This is a genomic window from Noviherbaspirillum sp. ST9 (assembly GCF_048799745.1).
GTDB lineage: Bacteria > Pseudomonadota > Gammaproteobacteria > Burkholderiales > Burkholderiaceae_D > Noviherbaspirillum.
Map to the genome: position 1 here is coordinate 141491 of NZ_JBLWFR010000008.1, position 18910 is coordinate 160400.

Here is an 18910-nt window from a genome sequence, read left to right on the forward strand (position 1 = left end):
CCCGCCGCGCTTTCCGCCGCCGCCGGAAGCCGGGTTGCATGAGGCCAGTTGCCGCACCAGACACCAACAATCACCCATGACTTTCTCGACGCGCCGCATGATCAATCTTCGTTTGCGCCCCGTACTGAACAACACCATCGCCATCTCCGGTCTGGTTGCCGCGCTGTTCGCCGCTCCCGCATTGGCCGACGAGTACGCCGATGTGACCAAGTTCATGCGTGGCGGCCAGTACACCGAGGCGCTGTCGCGCGCCGATGCGTTCCTCGCACGGAACCCGCGCGATGCGCAAATGCGGTTCCTCAAGGGCGTGATTCTGACGGAGCAGAACAAGACTTCGGAAGCGATCACCGTCTTTACCAAGCTGACCGAAGACTTCCCGGGCCTGCCCGAGCCATACAACAATCTCGCCGTGCTGTACGCGGCGGCCGGGCAGTACGAAAAGGCACGCCTCGCACTCGACTCCGCGATCCGCACCAATCCAAGCTACGCGACCGCCTACGAGAACCTGGGCGACGTCCATGCGAAGCTAGCCAGCCAGGCCTATGACAAGGCGCTCCAGCTTGATTCCGGCAATTCCGCGGCCAAGTCGAAGCTGACCCTGGTGCGCTCGCTCGTCGGCAACATGGGCGGCACCAATGCCAGCGCCAAGGCGCCTGCCGCAGCACCCGCCCCGACGGTGGTCGCGAAGGCGCCTGAGCCTGTCGCAGCCGCTCCGGCTCCCGCGCCTGCCAAGCCTGTGCCTGCCGCGCCTCCGACAGTCGCAGCACCGGCACCCGCACCTGCACCTGCTGTGAAGGCGCCTGCACCGGCACCGGCGCCGGCTCCCGCACCGCAGGTGGCCAAGGCCGAGCCGAAGTCTGAGCCGGCCAAGACCGAACCCAAGCAGGCCCGCAACGACGACGATCGCGATGACGTACTCAAGGCCGTCAACGGCTGGGCGCGCGCATGGAGTTCGCAGGACGTGAAGTCCTATCTCAATCATTACGGCAACGACTTCCAGACTCCGAATGGCGTCGCGCGCAAGGCATGGGAAGAGGATCGCCGCGCACGTATCGCCGGCAAGGGCAGCATCAGCGTCAAGGTCGAGGCGCCGCAGGTATCGGTCAACGGCAATACGGCGACGGTGAAATTCCGCCAGGTCTATGTATCTGATCGTCTGACTGCCAACACCCGCAAGACGCTCGTGCTGACGAAGCAGGGCGGCAAGTGGCAGATCAAGCAGGAGACGACGGGTAGCTGATGTTTCGCTTCCAATTGAAAATCGGTGGCTCGGGAGCGCGTCCTTCGAAGGCAGTGCTCCTGGCAATGACGTGGCTGTTGGCCGCCAGCGTGGGTTCCTCGCCGGCGACGGCAGCGTCGAAGAAGTCTGCGCGCGCGCAGGCGCAGCCCCAGGCAGCCGCACCGGCGCCTGAAGTCGAGGATCCGGAAGTCCTGCTTATCGAGGTGTACAAGGCGCTTGGGTCGAACAACCTGCGCAAGGCACTGGCGCGGGCAGACAAGTTGGTGGAGGCGTATCCCACCTTCCGTCTCGGTCACCTGATCCGCGGCGACCTGCTGCTGATGCAGACCCAACCGGTCAAAACGCTCGGTGCGGTCGACGGTCCTGAAGACAAGCTCAAGAACCTGCGCGAAGAAGCGATGGTGCGCCTGAAGTCGCTGCGCGAGCGTCCCGATCCCGATCTCGTTCCCCGCCTTGTGCTCAAGCTGCGCGAGGACCAAAAACATGTGCTGGTCGTGGACGCGCGCCGTTCGCGCCTGTATGTGTACGCCAACCGCGGTGGCCAGCTCAAGTTCGTGACCGATTATTACGTCAGCCAGGGCAAGCTCGGCGTCAACAAGCTCAAGGAAGGCGACCAGCGCACGCCGGTCGGTGTGTACTACATCACCAGCCATCTTCCTGGGGCGAAGCTGCCGGACTTCTATGGTTCCGGCGCGCTACCGATCAATTACCCCAACGAGTGGGACAAGATCAACGGGCGCAGTGGCTCCGGCATCTGGCTGCACGGCACGCCGTCCGACAGTTTCAGCCGGCCGCCGCTGTCGTCCGACGGTTGCGTGGTGCTGACCAATCCGGACCTGCACAAGCTCACGAATTCAGTCGAGATCGGCAAGACCCCGGTGGTCATCGCCGAGAGCGTCGACTTCGTCAACAAGACGAAATGGGACAATGACCGTCATCTCGCTGCGCGCCTGGTGGAGGGGTGGAAGCGCGACGTGGAGACGCTCAACACCGCGCGCATTGGCGAAAATTATTCGCGCAAGTTCAAGTCGGAACGTGGCGAAAGCCTGGATTCCTGGCTGGGCAAGCAGCAACAGTCCATGAATGGCGTCCGCGGCTTGTCGGTCACGCTGCGCGACATGACGCATTTCTTCTATCCGGGACGCGAGGACATGCTCGTCAGCACCTTCACGCAGGAGTCCCAGTTCGGCAAGAACAAGACATCGATCCGCAAGCGCCAGTACTGGGCCAAGGAAGGTTCGCACTGGAAAATCGTGTACGAACTGAACCTGTAATGCCCCTGCATTCCATTGTTTGAACGGCTGCCTTCTGGCAGCCGTTTTTCCTTGTGCAAACGCACCGCGCAAACCCCCGGAAACATTGCATTGACGCAGCGCGCTTGTCGGCCTGATTCGGATCAATCACCGTTCGAATTCATCGATCAAGTTATGTGAAAGCGCAGGGGGCGCGCCTATCCTGTTGAACTTGGATCTACTGCCGAAGGTCATTCATTTGCGCATGCAACTGGATGGCGTGCGCAGGACGACATGCAATGCCCGAATTGCGGGACGGACAATCCGGAAACTGTCCGGGTTTGCGTCTCATGTCACATGACACTGCCGGCCATGCGTGCCAATGCACGCCGGCAAAAGGGCTACGTGTACGCAAGGCATGACGGGGGCAGCACCTGCCTGCACCCGACGCTTTCCACTGCAGACAGATACAGGAGGACGCGTCTCTTGACAGGCTCATCATCTGCAAGGACCACAACAACCGGTACGTCAAACCAGCGCGGTGCACCTGGCAACGAGGCCACTGGACAGTGGTCTGCCCGCACCGACCGCGCTCCCGGTGATCCGCCAGCCAATCAGCGCATCGAACCGCGTATTGACGACAACGCCTTCCCCCAGGGGCCGAGCAGTGCGTACGAACGGCTGCACGGCTTGGGGCCGGAATTCGGCGAGAGCGGATTCCAGGCGCCCGTCGGTTCACGGCTGCGGCGCGTCGTCATGATGGCAAGCGTGTTTGTCGTCGGCGCCGGCGTTGGCCTGGCGGCGGCATGGTGGTTCCATCAACCTGCGACGGTGGCGCCAATTTCCGCTGCTCCTGCTTCCACGGTGCGGAGTGCGCCAGCGTTGCCCGCTACCGAAGTCAACCGATCCGCGGCTATCCGGGGCATCAGTCCCAGCGAGCTCCCGTACGACGGTGCTCCGCCACCGGCAGCAGGTCAATCCACCCCGGAGCCGGTGGCGTCGAAGGAGCCTGCCTTGCCGGAAGCCGGGGTCGGCACGTCAGGCGCCAATCCGTCCGGCGAGCGTAATGCCGGACGAGGGGGCGCCGAAGCGGACGCGGCGCTGTCCGCGGCTCCACCGAGTATCGAACAGTCCGCGCCCCAAGCGGCGCAGGCCGTTGACGATGCAAGAACAACGAATGCCTCCAAGGCAACGAAGCAGGGCGGCGCCAGTGTGGCGAGCACAGTGCCGAAGCGTAAGAGTGTCGCAAGATCCGATCGCGAAATTGAGCGCATTCGTCGCCAGGTCGACGAGGAATTAAAAAAAAAGACTGAGCAAGGCCGCGGACTGAGTTCTGGAACCGGTCAGGGCGCGCGCAACGACCGCGGCGGTCGCCGTGATGCCATCGCCTCGGGTGCCGTTTCACGTGTCTCTGCAACACGGGCTTCGCTGGCCCGTTGCGACAAGAAGACAAACTTCATCCGCCGTGAATTCTGCCGCTGGCAAGTCTGCAACGGCTCCTGGGGCAAGAACGGCTGTCCCTCCTACCAGCAGCAAGCCTCCACGTACTAATTGCCCTTCCCGGCGTCGACCGACGCATGGCGCCGGGATTGACCCCAGTTCCGCGAAATTCCTGCCTCTTCCTCCTTGAACGGCATCGCTCTCGCCGCCCCCTTCTGAGTTAACACTTCAAGTCATTCATTAAAAATCTCTACAGTAATTTCTTAAATACGTATGTACAACGTTAATACCATGTTGTAACAAAAGCTGCCAAGTTCCAACATTGTTCAAATAAAAATATTCCCATTGGCAAATATGTAGTACTATGTTCGAACATTCTGTTAAAGGAATTTCCATGAAGACTGCCATCCGCAAGATGGGTAACTCGCAGGGGGTGCTGATCCCCAAGCCGTTCCTGTTACAGACCGGTCTTGATATTGGCGAGGTAGAAATCGAGGTCGAAAACGAGTCGATCGTGATTCGCAAGCCGAAGCGGAAATCCCGTGAGGGGTGGGCACAGGCATGTCAGCGCCTGGCGGAAAAGGCAGCAGCACAGGCAATCGCCTGGCCGCTTATCGGCAATGACGTGGAAGCAGATTTTTCATGGTGATGCGCGCAGATGTTTGGCTGGTCGACTTTGAAAAGCCGGTCGGCAGCGTGACGCAGCAACGATGGCCGTGCGTCGTGGTCTCGCCCGAGGAAATGGACGAGTACCTGAGCACGCTCATCCTGGCGCCCATGAGCACGCGCGAACTTCCGGCGCCGTTCCGGATTCCGGTGCGCTTCGTGGGCAAGGAAGGACTGATCCTGCTGGATCAGATTTGTACGATGGAGAAGTCGCGGTTGATAAGAAAGCTCGGATCCATCGATGAAGTGACGATGGCCAAGGCTCTTGAAGTTCTACAGGAAGTTTTCGCTTACTAAGATAAGGACCGACTCACATGACCAACGATTATTTGGCAGAAATTCGCGACGTCAATCTCAGCTACCTGATGATTGCGCAACAGATGATTCGCCACGACCGCGCGGAAGCGATTTTCCGCCTCGGCATCAGCGGCGAGATCGCCGATCTGCTGGCGGGCATGAGCAATGCCCAGGTGCTGAAGCTGGCAAGCTGCAACGTCATGCTGTCGCGCTTCCGCTTTACCGACACCGAGATCCTCTCGACCCTGCTGCGCGACAAGGCGGGCAATGCGACCGCGCCGGTCCATGCTTCGATCATCATGTCGTCGCAGGCGCCGGAAACGATCCTGTAAGGACGACAGGCGAGGCCATGTCGATCCTGTCCCTTCGTGCCGTTGGTTGCGTCGCGTTGCGCCTTGCCGCAGCGGCGTACGCCTGTCGGCTGACGGGAGAGCGCTGACATGCACGCCCTCGAATTGCGGGACAACGCCCTGCAGTGGGAAACCGAGCGGCAGAACCGCCTCTTGCAGAGCGCCGCGGAGCAAAAAAAGAAGCAGGCGCGGCTCGAAGCCGTCCAGCGGCAGCAGGCACCCGCAGCGGGAACCGAAGCTGCTCCCGCCATGCAGTTGAATGAGTGGGTGGACAAGGTCAACGCCATCCCGGAGATTCGCTCGGCACTGATTCCGCTGGATGACGCGGATGGCTGGAGCAAACCGTTTTCCCTCGCCAAGGCCGATATGGAGCCTTGGTTTTCGTTTTTCAAAGGCTATCGCCAGTCGCGCCTGTTCATGAGCCAGGCCGCGCCCGACGCCGCCAATCCCGACGCCGCCACCATCGATTACCCGGTGCGCGCGCTCCTGGAACTCAAGAACGCCGACACCCGCATCATCACGGAGCCGCCTGTTCAGATCAACGGGCAGGTCGAGTACTTCGACACCGACGGCTCGCTGAACGCCGGCTACGATGCCAGCGAGTTCAGGGCGTTGTTGCGCGGCGCCATCCTCACCCACGACAAGCAGTTGAAGCTGGCCGAGGAGAAGGGGCGCGCCATGGGTGACGCCTTGTACGACGCATTGATGGGCGAGGGACACTCCAATCTTATCGGGGCCTGGGAGAAGGTGTTCCATCGCAAGCCCAATATCGATGAATTGCACCAGATGCTGACCTCGGGACGTGTCCGCGTCGCGGCGGACAGGAAGGCGGCCGCCGTTGCGGCAAGGAAGACCGCCGCGGAGATCCCGCCGGCAACGCCTGCACCGCGTCCTGCTCCAGAACGCAGGGCGGCCATTCCACCGGTTGAAGTCCAGCATGTGCCGCGGCCGGTGCCGGTCGCCCAAATGGATACGGAAGACGATGAAGACGACGAAGATGACGTCGTTACGCTTTTCAGCCCCAAGAAAAAGAGCGGACTTCCGCGCAAGGTCTTGTGGTCGGTTGCGCATGCCGCGATCGGCTTCGTCGCGGTCGCTGCCTACATCTATCTGTTCTAGCAAATACGGGGCAATTGCTCCCCGCTGAGCCAGTCTACGTTCCGCCGCCCCCCAAATGCCGTCCGCATCTGGACGAAACAGTTCGTATCCTCACGGACCTCACCAATGATGGCGGCATCCCTGCCGAGCGGGTGTGACCGCATGGCATCCAGCAGGCGAGGCGCATCCGTAGCGCTGCAAATGGCAACAAGCTTGCCTTCATTGGCGACATAAAGCGGATCAAGGCCCAGCATCTCGCACGCCGCCCGCACTTCCTGCCGCACCGGCAGCGCGCGCTCATCGATATCGATCCCGACCTGTGACTGCCTGGCGAATTCATTCAGGGTTGTCGCCAGGCCGCCACGCGTCGGATCGCGCAGGCAATGGATGTCCGGCACGGCGGCGACCATCGCCGCGACGAGGCGATGCAGGCTCGTAGTATCGGAGGCGACCGATGTCGAAAAGCTCAGGCCCTCGCGCTGCGACATGACGGCAATGCCATGGTCGCCCAGCGTGCCGCTTACGAGGACTTTGTCGCCGGGTCGCGCACGATTGCCGGAGATGTTCACGCCCGGCGGCACGATCCCCACGCCGGTTGTCGAGATGAACACGCCGTCGCCCTTGCCTTGCTCGACCACCTTGGTGTCGCCGGTCACGACAGGCACGCCAGCCTCACGTGAAGCGGCAGCCATCGACTCCACGATCCTGCGCAAGTCCGCCAGTGGAAAGCCTTCCTCCAGGATAAACCCCGCAGCGAGGGTCAAAGGCGTTGCGCCTGCCATTGCCACGTCATTGATCGTTCCGTGCACCGAGAGACATCCGATATCGCCGCCCGCAAAGAAGAGTGGCGACACGACATGGCTGTCGGTTGCCATCACCATGCGCCCGGCCGGGACGGTGAAGGCTGCCTGGTCGTTCATCTGACGGAGGGCTGCGTTGTCGAAGGCCGGCAGGAAGAGTTCGTCGATCAGCTGCGCCATCGCACGGCCACCGCTGCCATGGCTCATTTCCACGCGGCCGTGCTTGAAATCGAGACGGCGGGCATATCCGGGTTTGATGCTGCTCATGCGTTTGCTTCCACAATCGGGATGGTGAATCGGCCAAAGGTGTAATAGGCGGCGCAAGCGCCTTCGGAGGAGACCATGCAGGCGCCGACCGGGTTCTCCGGGGTGCACACGGTGCCGAAAATCTTGCAGTCCTTCGGTTCCTTCCTGCCGCGCAGGATAGCGCCGCATTCGCAAGCCTTGGCATCGGCAACCGCGCGTCTTTCGAGCGTGAAGCGCGCTTCGGCGTCGAACTGGCGATAGCGTTCGCGCAGCTGAAGCGCCGACCAGGGCACTTCACCGAGACCACGCCATTCGAAACTCGGCCGTAATTCGAACATGTCTTCCACCATGGCCTGCGCCTTGCGGTTGCCTTCGGCGGTGACGGTACGCGTGTACTCGTTTTCGACCTCCGCCCGCCCTTCGTTAAGCTGGCGAATCAGCATACGTACCGATAGCAGCACATCCAGCGGTTCGAAGCCGGCAATGACCAGTGGCTTGCGATAACGCGCGGTGAACGCATCGTACGGCTTGCTGCCGATGATGGTCGACACATGCGCAGGCCCGACGACACCGTGGACCAGCGACGCGTCCTCGTCTTCCGCGCTGAGGATGGCGTCGAGTGCCGCCGGCGTCAGCACGTGGTTGCAGAACACGCTGAAGTTGGGCAGTCCGAGCGCCTCGGCCTTCTTGACCGCAACGGCCGTCGTCGGCGTGGTCGTTTCGAAGCCGATGCCGAAGAACACGACTTCCTTGTCCGGATTCTGCTGTGCGATCGTCACTGCGTCGAGGCTCGAATACACCATGCGGATATCCGCGCCCCGCGCCTTCGCCTTCAAGAGGCTCATCTGGCCCGATGCAGGAACGCGCAAGGTATCGCCGAAACTGCACAGGATGACGTTCGGACGGGATGCGATGTCGATCGCATTGTTGATGCGTCCGATGGGCAGGACGCAGACCGGGCAGCCGGGGCCATGGATCATGCGTACGTTGCGCGGCAGCAGGTCGGGCAGGCCGTAACGCGCGATGGCATGCGTGTGCCCACCGCAGAACTCCATCAGGTTGTATTGCCGTTCGGGATCCACTTCCCGGCGGATGGCGGCGCCAATGGCCTGCGCCAGTTCGCCATCGCGGAACTCATCGATGTACTTCATGATCCAGCCTCCGGCAGCATGCCGGCTTCCGCCATCACGCGCAGGGTTTCTTCCGCTTCCTCGGGATCGAGCCGCTGCAACGCGCAGCCGACGTGCAGCACGACATAATCGCCGACGACGATGTCATCCACGAGCGCCAGCGAGATTTCCTTGCGCACGCCGCCGACATCGACCAGCGCCATCTGTTCCGGCCGCAGTTCGACGACCTTGACGGGTATTGCGAGGCACATGCCTTGCTCCTTTACGAATCCAGTTGTTGAAGCGCGACCCATGCCTGACCGAGGCTGAGGCCGCCATCGCCGGGCGGTGCCGCCGCCGCTTCGAATACGCGCAGGCCCTGTGTTTCCAGGCGCGCGCGCAGGGCGGCGCTCAGCAGCGCGTTGATGAAACATCCTCCGCCCAGCACGACGTCCTCCACGCCGTGCGCAGACGCCATTCGGGCGACCCATTCCGCCAGCCCGGCCGCGAAGGTGGCGTGGAAGAGGGCGGCAGCCTGGGCCTTGTCATCCATGCCTGCAATCACGGAGAGCAGCGGCATCATGTCCAGGACGCCTCCCGCGATGGCATAGCCTTGCTGCAGTGGTGCAACCTCGCCGAGCCCGACCGGCAGGCCTTCCAGCAAGGACGCTGCCTGTCCCTCGAAAGTCGTCACCTTGCTTACCCCGAGCAGTCCGGATGCCGCATCAAACAGGCGGCCCGCGCTACTGGTTCGTGGGGAGTTCAGGTTCCTTTCAAGCATGGTTGCGATTGCCGACGAGGCAGGACCGAATCGCGCCGTGATCTGCTCGCGTTGTCCCATTTCGAACAGCGCCGACGCGGCCATTCGCCAGGGTTCGCGTGCTGCGCGGTCTCCGCCGGGCAGCGGGAGCGGACGCAAGTGGCCAAGGCGCCGCATGGCTGCGCCCTCCGCAAGCAGCAGTTCGCCTCCCCAGGCGCCGCCGTCGCTGCCCAGTCCAAAACCGTCGAGCGCAACGCCGAGCGCCGGGCCCCGCAAGCCGTGTTCGGCCATCACTGCGGCGACATGGGCGTGGTGGTGCTGGACCTCGACCACGGGCAGGCCGCGTTCGGCCGCGAGGGCGTACGCGAATCGCGTGCTGTGGAAATCGGGATGCAGGTCGCAGGCAACCCAGCGGGGCTCGACCTGCAGGATGTCGAACAGGTGGGTCACCGTCGTGTCGAAGGCCGCGCAAGCCATGCGCGTTTCGAGGTCGCCAATGTGTTCCGACAGGAAGGCTTCGCCGCGCCGCGCAACGCATACTGTGTTGTTGAGGTACCCGCCGACGGCAAGGCCCGCGGCTCCAGTGGTTGCCAGCCGCACCGGCGAGGGCACGTAACCGCGCGAGCGGCGGACAAACTGGACATGCCTGGTCGAGGTGGGGCGCACGACGCTGTCGTCGCAGCGAATCAGGATCTCGCGGTCGTGCAGCAGGAAGGCATCGGCAATCCCCGACAGGCGTTCCAGCGCTTCGTCATTGCCCGTCACCAGCGGTTCGCCATGCGGGTTGGCGCTGGTCATTACGAGGACGGTCGGTTGCGGAGCGTCCAGCCACTGCGTGCCGTACGGGCGGCCCGCTGCTTCGTGGAACAACAGGTAATGCAACGGTGCGTAGGGCAGCATGCAACCGAGCGAAGCGAGTTGCGGGGCGACACCGGGAAGCATGGCGTCGCAGTCCGCACGTTTAGGCAGCAGCACGATGGGACGCTGCGCAGAGGAAAGTAGCATGGCCTCGGTCTCGCGCATGTCTGCGAACACCGGGATCGACGCGAGATTGGCAAACATGACCGCGAACGGTTTCTCTTCGCGTGCCTTGCGTTCGCGTAGCCTGCGCACCGCGTCTCCATTACGGGCATCGCAGGCGAGGTGGAAACCGCCGAGACCTTTGACCGCGAGAATTTCACCTCGCGCCAGCCGTGCGAGGGCTGCCGCAATGACGTCTTCCTCCTGCACCAAGTGGCCGGACGCGTCGGCCATCCAGATTCGCGGGCCGCACGAAGGGCAGGCATTCGTCTGCGCATGGAAGCGGCGATTGCCCGCATGCTCACGCTCGTCGCGGCACTGCGGGCATTCGGTAAAGGCGGCCATGCTGGTATTTGCGCGGTCATAGGGAAGTCGCGCGCTGATGGTGTAGCGCGGCCCGCACTGAACGCAATGCGTGAAGGGATGCCGGTAGCGGCGGTTTGACGGATCAAACATGTCGGCAAGGCAGTCCTCGCAGACAGTGCTGTCCGGCGAAATCGAGGTGGCAGTGACGTCCGCGGTGCTGTCGATGATGGCAAAGCCGGCCGTGCTCACTTCGGTCGTACGCGTCTCGCGTTCGATGCGCTCAATCCGAGCGGCACGGGGAAGCTCACGGGTGAGGCGATGAACGAAGCGTTCCACTTCAGCCTGCCTTCCCTGGACTTCAATCTCGACGCCGATCCCGATGTTCCGCACCCAGCCGTCCAGCGACATGCCGGTCGCCAGGGTGAAGACGAAGGGGCGGAAGCCGACGCCCTGTACCTGCCCGTACACACGGAGTCCGGCGCGAACCGTGCCGGACAGGTCGAGATCGGTCGGAGCGTCCATGGTCGTCAGCCCCGCGCGGCGGCGTCCTCGATCCATTCGTACCAGGCCGGCATGCCGTGTCCCGACGTGGCCGACACTTGCAGTACCTGTATTTGCGGATTGACCCGGCGCGCGTTGGCGATGCACTGTTCGACATCAAAGTGCAGGTAAGGCAGCAAGTCCACCTTGTTCAGCAGCATCAGGCTCGCGGCGCGGAACATGTCGGGGTATTTGAGCGGCTTGTCTTCGCCCTCCGTCACCGAGAGTACGACGACCTTGTGCGCTTCGCCGAGATCAAATCCCGCCGGACAGACGAGGTTGCCGACGTTTTCGATCATGACGATGCTGCCGTCCTGCGGCGCAAGGCGGGTGAGCGCGGCGCGAACCATGGCCGCGTCGAGGTGGCACCCCTTGCCGGTGTTGATCTGGATCGCTGGCGCGCCCGTCGCACGGATGCGGTCCGCGTCGTTCGTCGTCTGCTGGTCGCCCTCGATGACGGCAATCCGGTGCCGGTCGCGCAAGGCGAGGATCGTTTCGGTCAGCAGCCTCGTCTTGCCGGAACCGGGACTGGACAGCAGGTTGAGGGCGAGGATGCGCTGTCCGGCGAGCTGCCGGCGGTTCTCCTCGGCGTATTGGTTGTTCCTGGAAAGAATATCCTGTTCGATCTGCACCATGCGCCCTTGCGACAGGCCGGCTGCGTGGGAATGCGCGGGCCCGAGGCCGAAGTGCAGGCCGCGTTCCTCTTTCACGACCGGCGCCGCCGGTTTGCGGAAATGGTATCCAAGAGAGGCAGGATGCAATGCACCGAAGGGCTTGAGCCGTTTCAGATCGCTTTCATCATCGCCTTCAATGCGCAATTCACCCGTTGCGCAGCCACAAGTCGTACACATAACACCCTCTAGACAACATCCAGTTCCTTGACGCGCAAACCCCTGCCACCTTCGACCTGTACGGCGACGCTGCCGCATTGCGGGCAGGCGTCGATCAGGTTGGCGACCGGATGCACGCTTCCGCACTCCGGACAGGTGCCCTTGCCCGGCACCTCGACAATCTCCAGTCGCGCGCCTTCCGCCAGCGTGTCGCGCGTGACGGCGTCAAAGCAGAAGCGCATTGCATCCGGTTCCACGCCGGCCAGGCTCCCGACTTCAATCCACACTGCGCGCACCTTCGTGAACTGTTGCGCGACGGCAGCGTCCTCGATGATCTGGATCACGCTCTCGGCAAGCGACAATTCATGCATGGCAGCCCGCAGTGCAATGGGTGGAAAGCCATTTTTCCACTGTTGAAAGCGCCGCGGCGAGATTTTTTTCTGCCTGCGGTGACAGCGGCACGCCGAGGTCGAAGTCGTATCCGCGGATGCCGAGAAGAAAGGCCGGCGGCGCATCTTCGCCGTGGAAGTTGCGGTAGACCGCGAGCAAGGCCGCTGGCGAAAGAGCGTGCGAGGAAATCGACGCGTCTTCTTTCGCCACCAGCGGCCCGAAGAAAAACGGCTCCGTGCCGTTGGCAGCCGCATCGATGAACACGATGCGCTCACGCCCGGCCAGGTCGGTCACGAACTCGATCTGGAGCTGGAAGTCCGTGACCGTTTCGACGTCGCCCCATTCCGGATGCCCGGCTGCAAGCCGCTCGATCGCTTCAATGGCGGCCGGCCCCAGCGCGTCGTCGCCGCGACTCGGATTGCCGTAACCGATGATGAGGGTAGGTGCGGTCATGATGGCACGCTCAGTCGCGCGTGAGGCTGTGCACCACCCGGCCCTCGGCGTCGACCAGCTCGGCCGTCAGCGGCATCTTGCCCAAGGCATGCGTAGCGCAGGAAAGACAGGGATCGAAGGCACGAATCGCCACCTCCACGTGGTTCAGCAGTCCCTCGGTGATCTCGTTGCCGTCAAGGTACTGGCGGGCCACGGTGCGGATCGCTTCATTCATTGCCTGGTTGTTATGCGTGGTCGACACGATCAGGTTGCACATCGTCACCAGGTCGTTGTCGTCGACCTCGTAGTGATGGATCAGCGTGCCGCGCGGCGCCTCGATCACGCCCACGCCCTGATGCGCGCGCTTGCCCGTGGCGACGAGATCCTTGCCCAGCAGGTCGGGATCATCCAGCAGGTCGCGGATGACTTCGGCAGCGTGCAGCAGCTCGATCATGCGCGCCCAGTGATAACCGAGCGGGGCGTGCATCGGCCCTTCGGAGTACGCGATGAATTCCTTGCGCTCCTGTTCCGCCAGCGGCGTCGGGATGAAGTCGCAGTTCTGGATGCGCGACAGCGGGCCGACGCGGTACCAGCCGTCCGCCGGGCCGATGGATTTCAGGTACGGGAACTTCATGTAGCTCCAGGGCTTGACCTCTTCCTGGATCAGGGACTCGTACTGCTGGTAGTCGACGCCGTCGAACAGGATCGCGCCCTTGTCGTCGCGCACGCGCAGCGTGCCGTCGTAGAAATCGAGTGCGCCACTGCGGCCGACGAGCGACATCATGCCCGAGCGGAAGCTGCCGAAGCTGTCGTACAGCGCTGGGTTCTGGCGATGCAGGTCCTTCACCATCTGCACCGAAGCAACGCCCCAGTTCACGATCTCGTCGATGTCTTTCCTGAGCTGGTCGCGTTCTTCGGTGCTGAGCGACTTGTTCATGCCGCCCGGAATGGAACCGGTGCCATGCACACGCTTGCCGGAGGTGATGCGGATCACTTCCTGGCCATACTTGCGCAGCAGCACGCCGCGCTTGGCGGCCTCCGGATACTGGCGCGCGACGCCAACGATGTTGCGCAGTCCGACTTCGCTGTCGAAGCCGAAGAGCAGGTCGGGCGAGCACAGGTGGTACAGGTGCAGGGCATGCGACTGCAGCATCTGGCCGTAGTGCATCAGGCGGCGCAGCTTCTCGGCAGCCGGCGTGATCTGTTTTGCGCCGACGATCAGGTCGAGCGCCTTCGATGCCGCCAGGTTGTGACTGACCGGGCAGATGCCGCACAGGCGCTGCACCATCACCGGCACTTCCCAATAGGGACGGCCTTCGATGAATTTTTCAAAGCCGCGGAACTCCACGATGTGCAGGCGCACCTGCTGTACCTGATTCTTGTCGTCGAGCAGGATCGTGACCTTGCCGTGGCCTTCGACGCGCGACACCGGTTCGATCGCGACGCGACGCAGGTTTTCCGGTTGGGCCGCTGTTTCGAGGTTGGAAATCATAAGGGTGTTCTCAATCGAAATGGATCAGCGGGTAATCGAGGTTGGGCTCGCGTCCGCCCAGCAGGTCGGTCAGCACCTTCCAGATGGTGTCGGCGGAGGGCGGGCAACCGGGGATGGAGTAATCCACATGGACGACTTCATGCAGCGGATACACCTTGTCGAGCAGCAGCGGCAGTTCCGGATCGTTGGGAATGCCGGAGTTGCTCATGCCCCGGCGGTCGACATAGACCTTGTTCATGACATCGTCAAGCGGGAGCGCGTTGCGTTGCGCGGGAAGACCGCCGTTGATCGCGCAGGCGCCAATCGCAATCAGCGTCTTGCAGTTGGCGCGGAACTCGCGCAGCACATGCACGTTCTCCGCATTGCAGAGACCGCCTTCGATGATGCCGATGTCGCACGGTCCGCAATGCTTGATGTCGGTCAGCGGCGAACGGTCGAACTCGACCAGGTCGATCAGCTGGAGGAGGCGTTCGTCGATGTCCAGGAAGGACATGTGGCAGCCGAAACATCCGGCCAGCGACGTCGTGGCGACGCGAACCTTGGGTGGGGCGGGGGCTGTCACGTCTTTTCCTTTCGTTCAATGGCGGTGAACACGCTGATCGGCTTCTCATCATAGGTGCGCTCGCCGATCGGCACCGCAAAACCCTTGCGTTTGGGCAGGATGGCGCCCACCGGACAGACTTTCGCAGCCTTGTCGTCGGCCGAGAACTCCGTGTCGCCAAGCTTGCCCGACGCGGAGTTGACGATCAGACGGGTATGGATGCCGCGACCGCTCAGGCCGAAGATGTTCTTTCCATCCACGTCCCGGCTGGCGCGCACGCACAGCGAGCACAGGATGCAGCGGTTGGTGTCGAGCAGGAAATCGGGATGGGACGCGTCGACCGGGCGGTTCGGGAAGAACTGCGGGTAATGCGGCGTCATCATCTTCATGTCGTAGGCCGTGGCCTGCAGTTGGCAATTGCCGCTCTTTTCGCACGACGGGCAGAAGTGGTTGCCTTCGACAAAGAGCATCTGGATCAGGGACAGCCGCTCTTCATGCAGCACCGCCGAATCGCTCTCGACCACGAGGCTCTCCTGCGCGAGCGTGGTGCACGACGCGATGAAGCGTTCGCCGACCTTGACCGTGCATACCTTGCACGAGCCGTGCGCCTTCATGTCCGGGTGGTAGCACAGGTAGGGAAGGTAATGGCCGGCGTCCATAGCTGCCTGGATGATGGTCTGCCCGGGGGTGAACGGGATTATCTTCCCGTCAAGGGTAAATGAATGTTCACTCATGTTCTTCACCAAAATGGGCTGCGGCATCGTCGCGCTGGGTCAGGCGACGCGCCGGTGCAAGGGCGCCGTCGAGATCGAAGGCGGGCACGAAGTTCTTGTGCACCAGCCGGCGCTCGTACGCTGGCCGGAACTTGGCGATGGTTTCCAGTACCGGGTTGCATGCCGAATGGCCGAGTCCGCAGTGGCTGAGCTTGAAGAGGTGCTTGTTCAGGTCCTTGATTTCCATGAAATCGGCCGGCGAGCCTTTGCCTGCTTCCAGCTTGTCCATCATGTTCACAAGCAACGACGTGCCGACGCGACAGGGTGTGCAGAAGCCGCAGCTTTCGTGCGCGAAGAAGTGCGTGAAGTTGCGCGCCACTTCGAACATGTCGCGGCTGTTGTTGAACACCATGAAGGAACCGGCGGTCGGAATATCCTCGAAGGCAATCTTGCGCTCGAATTCATCCGGTGCGATGCAAACGCCGGCGGCGCCGCTGATCTGCACCGCCTGCACGTTGTACGCGCCGCAATCGGCCAGGACCTGCGCGACCGTGACGCCGAATTCGTATTCATAGATTCCCGGACGGTCGCAATCGCCGGAAATGCTCAGGAGCTTGGTGCCGGTCGATTTCGGCGTTCCCAGCTTCGCGTACCACTCGCCGCCCTTGCGCGCGATCATGCACGTCTTGAGCAGCGTTTCGACGTTGTTCACCACCGTGGGCTGGTTGAGATAGCCGCTGGTGACGGGGAAGGGCGGGCGGTTGCGGGGCGTGCCACGCTTGCCTTCCAACGATTCGATGAGCGCCGATTCCTCACCGCAGACATAGGCGCCTGCGCCAAGGTGGATCTCGATGTCGAAATCGAATCCCTGTTTTCCCTGGATGGCTTTGCCAAGCAAGCCTTGGGTGCGGCGACGCGCAAGCACCGCGTTCAGCGGTTCCAGCAGGTAGCGGTATTCACCGCGCAGGTAGAGGAAGCCGCGGCGTGCGTTGATGACGGATGCACAGATCGTCATGCCTTCAAACACCTGGTCGGCGCAAGAGGTCAGCAGCACCCGATCCTTGAACGTACCCGGTTCGCCTTCGTCCGCGTTGCAGACGACGTAGTGATCGGTCCCGGCCGCCTTGCGGCACAGTTCCCACTTCAGGCCGGTATGGAAGCCCGCGCCGCCGCGTCCGCGCAGGTTCGATGCCTTGATCTGTTCCAGCATGCCGTCGCTGCCGAGGGCAAGCGCGGCAGCGATTGCTTCGCCGGGCTTGAAGCCATCTTTCAGCAGGACGTCCGCACGCCGGATGTTGTCCGTGACCTGGAAAAATCCGCATGGCCAATGGTCAACGGGTACCTCCTTGCGGATCAGTTCGCAGATCTGGTCGATGCGTTCCGCTGTCAGGCGGCTAATGGCACGCGTGTTGACCAGCATGGCAGGACCCTGGTCGCACATGCCGGTGCATGAGGTGGTGTCGATGCTGACCAGCCCATCCTGCGAGACCTCGCCGCGCTTGATCCCGAAATGCGCCGCCATGCGGTCGAGCAGGGCCATGTTGCCGAGCATGCGGTCGGTGATGTTGTCGCTGAACAGCACGCGGTACTTGCCGACCGGTTCGGTGTACAGGAAGGAGTAGAAGCCGGCGACCGCCTCGATCTTCGTCCGCGGAACGTCCATCGCAGCCTCAAGGGTGCTGATCGCGTCGGGCGAAATCCATCCTTGCTGTTCCTGCACTTCGCGCAATATCTGCAACAGGTAATTGGGGTCGGCGCCGTAGCGTTCGACGATGGCGCCCAGGGGGCTGCCGGCGCCAATGCGCGGATCGGTCATGTCTGCTGGTCCTTGAATGAATGACTGCCTGAAAGCTTCTGCCCCGATTGGAGGAAAGTCAATGAACTCGATCAAACAAGCCAAAGTGCCTTTGCATAAGGATTGTCCACATCCCGTTTCGGACGTGAAATGGCTGAAATGCCGGCATTTTCGGCAGACGCGGGGTTTCAAAAAATTATTGCACTTTCACTATATGCCGAAAATTGCGTGCGCCAAACAGTGCAGTCCGAACCCCGCGAATATGATGAATGAAGACGACGCTCCCTCATCGCTTAACCATGGAGGTACCAATGACGGCAAGTGCAGGGCGCTCCGCGGCGCCGGGAGGCATACAACTGACTCCCCGTTCGGGCAAGGATTTCGTCAATGAAGTTCAGGTTCCCTGGACCCCTTGGGTCATGCCGGGAACCAGCTTCAAGCTTTTCTGCGTCAACTACCAGACCGGCGGATTTACCATGCTGCTGAAAATCGAGCCCGGTGCTGACACTCGGGTTTACAAGCATATCGGCGCAAGCGAGGCGTTCCTGCTTGAGGGCGATATTCGCTGCAATGAAATCGACCGGGGAACCGCCGGCGACTATTTCTATAAGGGCGGTGGTGTCGTGGACAGGCCGCGCACGGCAAATGGCTGCATACTATTCGCCATGGCCCACGGCCCGAGCGTCGAGCTGGATCCGGGTGGCCAAGTGATTCTGTCTGTCGATGCCACGACCATGATGCAGCTCGCTCGTGCAAACCGCGCGCACGAGCATGTCGCGGAGGTCGGCAAGATCTAGTACAGAACCCCCGATGTCGGCACTTTCCTCATTTCTGCTTTCTCTCTTCCCTTGCGGCGGCCACCGTGCTTGATCGTACGCCCGGCGTCCGCCCGTATCGTTGATTCGCTTCCTGCTCCTGGCTCCTGCATCGCCCGCCTGACCGCGCGTCATCTCCCGGCCGCATCCAGTTTTCAAAAAAATCGCGATTTCTCTCTTATGCCGGACATGCGCCCGGCGCGCAGTCCAGCGCCTGATGGCGCGACTAATATTTAATCAGGCGATTTGCCTTTACATCATAAATTCGAGGAGACAGTGATGAATGCACCCGTCATGACAGCAGTATCCGAAAGCGACCGTTTGCTTTCCGCACGCACCGGTAAAGACTTCTGCAACGAAAAGGACGTTCCCTGGACACCCTGGGTGATGCCCGGCACCTACTTCAAGCTGTTTTGCGTCAACTACCAGACCGGCGGATTCACGACGCTGCTCAAGATCGATCCGGACTTCCGGGCGCCGGTCCACAGGCATCTCGGCGCAGCGGAGGCATACATCCTGGAAGGTGGCTTCTATTACGACGAAGACGACCAGGGCATGGCGGGCGACTACACGTACGAAGCGGGCGGCATTACGCACGAGCCGTACTCGACGCACGGATGCGTGATGTTCGCCATCGTCCACGGTCCGAACGTTGGCCTGGATGACAACGGCAATCCGAACTTCGCGATCGACGCCACGATGATGATGCAGATCGCCCGCGAGAACAACGTGCATGCCCACGTTATCGAAGTCGGCAAGGTCGGATAAGAAAAACAGACAACCCACGAGAGGAGGAGG

At 62.2% G+C, this 18910-nt stretch carries 20 protein-coding genes; 9 read left to right on the forward strand and 11 right to left on the reverse strand.

What is annotated here, in order from left to right:
* The first annotated feature begins 97 nt into the window (after positions 1-97).
* From ACNOHI_RS19235 to ACNOHI_RS19265, 7 genes are all read left to right on the forward strand, one after another.
* The gene (locus ACNOHI_RS19235; RefSeq protein WP_420476314.1) at positions 98-1240 is read left to right on the forward strand and encodes a tetratricopeptide repeat protein; all 1143 of its coding nucleotides are present in this window, start codon (positions 98-100) and stop codon (positions 1238-1240) included.
* 65 nt (positions 1241-1305) lie between these two features.
* A complete protein-coding gene (locus ACNOHI_RS19240; protein ID WP_420476471.1) occupies positions 1306-2514 on the forward strand; it encodes a L,D-transpeptidase family protein in 1209 nt (402 codons plus the stop codon).
* A 444-nt stretch (positions 2515-2958) separates the two neighbouring features.
* Complete coding sequence (locus tag ACNOHI_RS19245) at positions 2959-4023, forward strand: hypothetical protein (RefSeq protein ID WP_420476315.1); 1065 nt, start codon at positions 2959-2961, stop codon at positions 4021-4023.
* A 283-nt stretch (positions 4024-4306) separates the two neighbouring features.
* Entirely contained in the window at positions 4307-4561 is a 255-nt protein-coding gene (locus tag ACNOHI_RS19250; RefSeq protein ID WP_420476316.1) for an AbrB/MazE/SpoVT family DNA-binding domain-containing protein, read from the forward strand.
* Positions 4555-4875, forward strand: a complete 321-nt coding sequence (locus ACNOHI_RS19255) for a type II toxin-antitoxin system PemK/MazF family toxin (protein WP_420476317.1) — start codon at positions 4555-4557, stop codon at positions 4873-4875. The genes ACNOHI_RS19250 and ACNOHI_RS19255 overlap by 7 nt, the downstream gene beginning before the upstream one ends.
* Positions 4876-4892: 17 nt before the next feature.
* Complete coding sequence (gene flhD / locus ACNOHI_RS19260) at positions 4893-5207, forward strand: flagellar transcriptional regulator FlhD (RefSeq protein ID WP_420476318.1); 315 nt, start codon at positions 4893-4895, stop codon at positions 5205-5207.
* Positions 5208-5315: 108 nt separating this feature from the next.
* On the forward strand, positions 5316-6344 hold the full coding sequence (locus ACNOHI_RS19265) for a hypothetical protein (protein WP_420476319.1): 1029 nt from the start codon (positions 5316-5318) through the stop codon (positions 6342-6344).
* Here the strand turns inward: ACNOHI_RS19265 and hypE are convergent.
* The 11 genes from hypE to ACNOHI_RS19320 are packed head-to-tail and all read right to left on the reverse strand — an operon-like array spanning position 6341 to position 17318.
* Positions 6341-7390: a hydrogenase expression/formation protein HypE gene (gene hypE / locus ACNOHI_RS19270; RefSeq protein WP_420476320.1), complete on the reverse strand. Its 1050-nt coding sequence runs from the start codon at positions 7388-7390 to the stop codon at positions 6341-6343. The genes ACNOHI_RS19265 and hypE overlap by 4 nt on opposite strands.
* Positions 7387-8520, reverse strand: coding sequence for a hydrogenase formation protein HypD (gene hypD / locus ACNOHI_RS19275; RefSeq protein ID WP_420476321.1), 1134 nt, complete (start codon positions 8518-8520; stop codon positions 7387-7389). The genes hypE and hypD overlap by 4 nt, the downstream gene beginning before the upstream one ends.
* Positions 8517-8750, reverse strand: coding sequence for a HypC/HybG/HupF family hydrogenase formation chaperone (locus ACNOHI_RS19280; protein WP_420476322.1), 234 nt, complete (start codon positions 8748-8750; stop codon positions 8517-8519). The genes hypD and ACNOHI_RS19280 overlap by 4 nt, the downstream gene beginning before the upstream one ends.
* Positions 8751-8761: 11 nt before the next feature.
* Positions 8762-11086 carry a carbamoyltransferase HypF gene (gene hypF / locus ACNOHI_RS19285; RefSeq protein ID WP_420476323.1) on the reverse strand — a complete coding sequence of 775 codons (2325 nt, stop codon included), beginning with the start codon at positions 11084-11086 and terminating at the stop codon, positions 8762-8764.
* Positions 11087-11091: 5 nt separating this feature from the next.
* A complete protein-coding gene (gene hypB / locus ACNOHI_RS19290) occupies positions 11092-11955 on the reverse strand; it encodes a hydrogenase nickel incorporation protein HypB (RefSeq protein ID WP_420476324.1) in 864 nt (287 codons plus the stop codon).
* Positions 11956-11963: 8 nt separating this feature from the next.
* Complete coding sequence (gene hypA / locus ACNOHI_RS19295; protein ID WP_420476325.1) at positions 11964-12305, reverse strand: hydrogenase maturation nickel metallochaperone HypA; 342 nt, start codon at positions 12303-12305, stop codon at positions 11964-11966.
* On the reverse strand, positions 12298-12777 hold the full coding sequence (locus ACNOHI_RS19300) for a hydrogenase maturation protease (RefSeq protein WP_420476326.1): 480 nt from the start codon (positions 12775-12777) through the stop codon (positions 12298-12300). The genes hypA and ACNOHI_RS19300 overlap by 8 nt, the downstream gene beginning before the upstream one ends.
* Positions 12778-12787: 10 nt before the next feature.
* Entirely contained in the window at positions 12788-14248 is a 1461-nt protein-coding gene (locus ACNOHI_RS19305; protein WP_420476327.1) for a Ni/Fe hydrogenase subunit alpha, read from the reverse strand.
* Between the two features lie 10 nt (positions 14249-14258).
* Positions 14259-14810, reverse strand: coding sequence for an NADP oxidoreductase (locus tag ACNOHI_RS19310; RefSeq protein ID WP_420476328.1), 552 nt, complete (start codon positions 14808-14810; stop codon positions 14259-14261).
* The gene (locus ACNOHI_RS19315; protein ID WP_420476329.1) at positions 14807-15523 is read right to left on the reverse strand and encodes a 2Fe-2S iron-sulfur cluster-binding protein; all 717 of its coding nucleotides are present in this window, start codon (positions 15521-15523) and stop codon (positions 14807-14809) included. Before ACNOHI_RS19315 ends, ACNOHI_RS19310 begins: the two co-directional genes overlap by 4 nt.
* Entirely contained in the window at positions 15516-17318 is a 1803-nt protein-coding gene (locus ACNOHI_RS19320) for an NAD(P)H-dependent oxidoreductase subunit E (RefSeq protein ID WP_420476330.1), read from the reverse strand. The genes ACNOHI_RS19315 and ACNOHI_RS19320 overlap by 8 nt, the downstream gene beginning before the upstream one ends.
* Positions 17319-17566: 248 nt before the next feature.
* On the opposite strand from ACNOHI_RS19320, the gene ACNOHI_RS19325 reads away from it, so the two are divergent.
* Both ACNOHI_RS19325 and ACNOHI_RS19330 read left to right on the forward strand, forming a co-directional pair.
* Positions 17567-18094, forward strand: coding sequence for a cupin domain-containing protein (locus tag ACNOHI_RS19325; protein ID WP_420476331.1), 528 nt, complete (start codon positions 17567-17569; stop codon positions 18092-18094).
* Positions 18095-18391: 297 nt separating this feature from the next.
* Positions 18392-18880, forward strand: coding sequence for a 2,4'-dihydroxyacetophenone dioxygenase family protein (locus tag ACNOHI_RS19330; protein WP_420476332.1), 489 nt, complete (start codon positions 18392-18394; stop codon positions 18878-18880).
* The last annotated feature ends 30 nt before the right edge of the window (positions 18881-18910 follow it).

Coding starts and splice junctions, on each gene's coding strand:
- flhD (WP_420476318.1), top strand. CDS start 4,893: ATGACCAACGATTATTTGGCAGAAATTCGCGACGTCAATCTCAGCTAC.
- ACNOHI_RS19315 (WP_420476329.1), bottom strand. CDS start 15,523: ATGAGTGAACATTCATTTACCCTTGACGGGAAGATAATCCCGTTCACC.
- ACNOHI_RS19255 (WP_420476317.1), top strand. CDS start 4,555: ATGGTGATGCGCGCAGATGTTTGGCTGGTCGACTTTGAAAAGCCGGTC.
- ACNOHI_RS19305 (WP_420476327.1), bottom strand. CDS start 14,248: ATGATTTCCAACCTCGAAACAGCGGCCCAACCGGAAAACCTGCGTCGC.
- hypD (WP_420476321.1), bottom strand. CDS start 8,520: ATGAAGTACATCGATGAGTTCCGCGATGGCGAACTGGCGCAGGCCATT.
- ACNOHI_RS19300 (WP_420476326.1), bottom strand. CDS start 12,777: ATGACCGCACCTACCCTCATCATCGGTTACGGCAATCCGAGTCGCGGC.
- hypA (WP_420476325.1), bottom strand. CDS start 12,305: ATGCATGAATTGTCGCTTGCCGAGAGCGTGATCCAGATCATCGAGGAC.
- hypB (WP_420476324.1), bottom strand. CDS start 11,955: ATGTGTACGACTTGTGGCTGCGCAACGGGTGAATTGCGCATTGAAGGC.
- ACNOHI_RS19265 (WP_420476319.1), top strand. CDS start 5,316: ATGCACGCCCTCGAATTGCGGGACAACGCCCTGCAGTGGGAAACCGAG.
- hypF (WP_420476323.1), bottom strand. CDS start 11,086: ATGGACGCTCCGACCGATCTCGACCTGTCCGGCACGGTTCGCGCCGGA.
- ACNOHI_RS19330 (WP_420476332.1), top strand. CDS start 18,392: ATGAATGCACCCGTCATGACAGCAGTATCCGAAAGCGACCGTTTGCTT.
- ACNOHI_RS19240 (WP_420476471.1), top strand. CDS start 1,306: ATGACGTGGCTGTTGGCCGCCAGCGTGGGTTCCTCGCCGGCGACGGCA.
- ACNOHI_RS19235 (WP_420476314.1), top strand. CDS start 98: ATGATCAATCTTCGTTTGCGCCCCGTACTGAACAACACCATCGCCATC.
- ACNOHI_RS19280 (WP_420476322.1), bottom strand. CDS start 8,750: ATGTGCCTCGCAATACCCGTCAAGGTCGTCGAACTGCGGCCGGAACAG.
- hypE (WP_420476320.1), bottom strand. CDS start 7,390: ATGAGCAGCATCAAACCCGGATATGCCCGCCGTCTCGATTTCAAGCAC.
- ACNOHI_RS19320 (WP_420476330.1), bottom strand. CDS start 17,318: ATGACCGATCCGCGCATTGGCGCCGGCAGCCCCCTGGGCGCCATCGTC.
- ACNOHI_RS19250 (WP_420476316.1), top strand. CDS start 4,307: ATGAAGACTGCCATCCGCAAGATGGGTAACTCGCAGGGGGTGCTGATC.
- ACNOHI_RS19325 (WP_420476331.1), top strand. CDS start 17,567: ATGAAGACGACGCTCCCTCATCGCTTAACCATGGAGGTACCAATGACG.